The 2,902-nt window shown below is 71.0% G+C and carries 4 protein-coding genes; all 4 read right to left on the bottom strand.

What is annotated here, in order from left to right; genetic code table 11:
- On the bottom strand, window positions 1-517 hold a 517-nt coding region (locus VG869_07010; protein HEV3450937.1), incomplete at its 3' end, for a hypothetical protein.
- Between the two features lie 10 nt (window positions 518-527).
- Entirely contained in the window at window positions 528-1,364 is an 837-nt protein-coding gene (locus tag VG869_07005) for a glycosyltransferase (protein HEV3450936.1), read from the bottom strand.
- Between the two features lie 196 nt (window positions 1,365-1,560).
- The gene (locus VG869_07000; GenBank protein ID HEV3450935.1) at window positions 1,561-2,460 is read right to left on the bottom strand and encodes a WecB/TagA/CpsF family glycosyltransferase; all 900 of its coding nucleotides are present in this window, start codon (window positions 2,458-2,460) and stop codon (window positions 1,561-1,563) included.
- A gap of 68 nt (window positions 2,461-2,528) precedes the next feature.
- The coding region (locus VG869_06995; GenBank protein HEV3450934.1) for a sugar transferase at window positions 2,529-2,902 on the bottom strand (374 nt) is incomplete at its 5' end.

Genomic DNA, 2,902 nt, shown 5'->3' with positions numbered 1-2,902 from the left:
AGGGACGCCGCTTGTCGGTTCTGGCGCCGAAGCGCGCCGCGAGCCACGCCACATCGGTGGCGACGTTGGCCATGTGCGCGTGGAGGTGTCGGAGGTTTCGGGCTCGGCACCGGTCCCAGAGCACCATGGCCTCCCCGAAGTAGAAGACCTGCCAGAGCCGAGCCCGGGCTCCACGCGGGGCCTGGGAGATCGCGTAGCGGAGTGTCGCGAGATAGGCGCGCGGGAACCGGAGGAACGCGAGGCCGTGCGCCCGGAGGAGGTCGCTCAGCGGAACCGGGAGGATCGAGGACGTCGAGGCTGCTTCTTCCCGGTCTGCCGCTGAGAGCAGCTCGGTGTTTCGTGCTCGGTGAATCGAGAAGACATCCACGGTGGCGCCCAAGGCGCGCAGCGCCCGCACCTCTCGCTGGATGAACGTGTGTGAGATGGCGGGATAGGCCGCGGCGACGTACGCGACCTGGCAGTCCACCTGGGCGCGCGGCGGTGGGGCTTCCGGTGCCACGATCGTTGAGTCCAGCACCATCGTGGTCCTAGCGGGCGGCGACGCGCGCGGTGCGGTCGCGTTCCCACCGGACGTCCCGGGAGAGACGAGCCCTGAGCTTGGCCGCGAGGTTGACTCCGACGTAGGTCGCCACCGGCGCCACGTTGCGCGGTCGTCGGGCCAGCCTGGCGAGCGTCCTCGCGGAGCCGCCGACCGGCGAATATCGGGCGAGCCCGGAGCGGGCCAGTTCGGCGTTCCCTCGATAGGCGCGAGTTCGGATCTTGACCAGGCCGGAGAGGCGGGTCGGGGGGTGCACGGAGAAGTGGTGGCCCGGAAGTGTGAGGCGCTCGTCGAGGCCAAACTGCTGGAGGACGAACTGGTCATCGGCGGTCAGGTCCGGAAAGGTCCCAAATCGAGCTCGTCCCGCCTCGGACAGCGCGTAGACCCCGGTGCCGACGACCCCGGTGTTGAGGTACGGCAGGAGCTGCCACGTGTCGTAGAACTGGCGGACCATCCACGGGCGTCCCGTCAACTCGAATCTCGGCTCGGGGGCGACGCAGAGGAAGGCGCCCTCGGCGAGGGTCCGGGCGACGGCCCGGACCGCGGCGATCGACAGTTCGACGTCGGCGTCCACGTAGAACCGCGGGAAGCGCGTCGCGGCGGCGTCGCCCGCGTTCAGTGCGGCGGACTTCGACGCGACGGGCAGCTCGAGGACGACGACGTCGCCATCGGCGGCGCGGGCGACGGCCGCGGTGTGGTCGGAGCAGCCGTTGCAGACGACCAGGATCTCGAGCTCGCCGGGCTCCGCGCCGGCCGTCAACGCCTGGAGGCACCGGGCGATGACGTACTCCTCGTCACTCGCCGGGATGATGACGGAGACGGGCATGACCGGCGATGATCGGTCCCGGCCCGTCGCCGCCGCCGGCACGTGCGCGCGAGCGCGAGGCCTCGGCGTTCGGACGTTCGTGCGCGGCTCCTTCACCGGGGCCCGACCTCTCGCGCGGCGAGGAGCGGCGTGGCCACGGGTGCCCTCCGGCGCTCGCGACGGTGCGAGCGGATACTCCGACGTCGGTGGCAGAGAGTCACGCGCTCGGAGGTGTCGGCGATCGTCCCAACGCATCGGGGTCGACGTCGTGACGCACGCGGCGGGCCCAGATCTGACGCGCTGCGATGCGGAGGAACTCCGGGTCTCGTCCGAGGTAGCGGCGGCCGAGCCGGCCCGGTTCCTGGGACAGACGCCAGAGCCACTCGAAGCCGACGGATTGGATCCATTGCGGGGCTCGTCGCTTCGCGCCGGCAATGAGATCGACGGTGCCTCCGACGGCGAGTGCGACGGTCGGAGGCAGGAGTGCGGCTCGTCTCCAGAACCACTTCTCCTGCTTTGGCGCCCCGAGGAAGAGGACGAGGAGGTCGGGAGCGGCGCCGCGGATCGCCGTCAGCGCCTCCTCTTCGCTCGGGGACACCGCCTCGAGCTCGATGGTGGGTGCGGCCGATCCGCTCACGACGAGGTTCGGGTACTGGCCGTGCAGCCGACCCATCGCCTGCTGCAGGACGGGCGGGTCACCGCCGAGGAAGAAGACGGACCTCCGCTCGCGCTCGGCGGCCGCCAGGACCGAGAGCGTGAGGTCCACACCGGCGATCCGCCCGGGAACCGGTGTGCCGAGCAGACGGGCGAGGAGCACCAGCGGCGCTCCGTCGACGACGCGGAGGGAGGCACGACCGTAGGCGGCCGCGAACTCGGAGTCGTGCTCGAGGAGGACCAGGTGATCGACGTTGGGCGTGACGACCAGGTGCCGCTCCTGGGACTCGATCAGGTCGCTCAGGGCGTCGACGGCGCCCGCGAGCGTGACCGGAGCGACGTCCGTCGCACCGAGCCGCACCGGGGCCGCGGTGCGGGCGGGTTGGCCACCGAGGAAGGCGGTGGGCCGCGGCGGCTCGAACCCGGCCGGGGTTGGGGCGGCGGCTGGGTCCGTCTCGGCCATCGTGGGTCGCCTCACGCTCAACGGGCCTGGTGCGGGTGCGGTCCTGACGTGAGCCCGAGCGGCACTGGTCACAGAGTGGAGTTTGGGCTGGCGACGCCCGACGAGCCCGAGATCAGACGATCGCGTGGCAGGTCCGCGGAGCGGGCGCTCCGAAGAAGGCGGACGGCGCGGCCGAGGAGACTTCGGATCGTGCCCAGCAGGATGAGCGCGTCCATCCTCAGGGACCAGTTCTCGACGTAGAAGAGGTCGAGTCGACGATAAACGTGGAACGAAGGGTTGTCTCTCGCCTCGACCTGCCAGAGCCCGGTGATCCCGGGCCGCATGTCCAGTCGTGCGAGATGGTCCTGGTCGAATGCGGCGACCTCGTGGGGGAGGGCCGGACGAGGGCCGACCAGGCTCATCTCCCCCCTGATGACGTTGACCAGTTGCAGGATCTCGTCGA

It is taken from the genome of Acidimicrobiia bacterium (assembly GCA_035948415.1).
Lineage (GTDB): Bacteria > Actinomycetota > Acidimicrobiia > IMCC26256 > PALSA-555 > PALSA-555.
The sequence above is the reverse complement of the archived record's forward strand: the minus strand, read 5'-3'. Positions and strand labels throughout refer to the sequence as shown.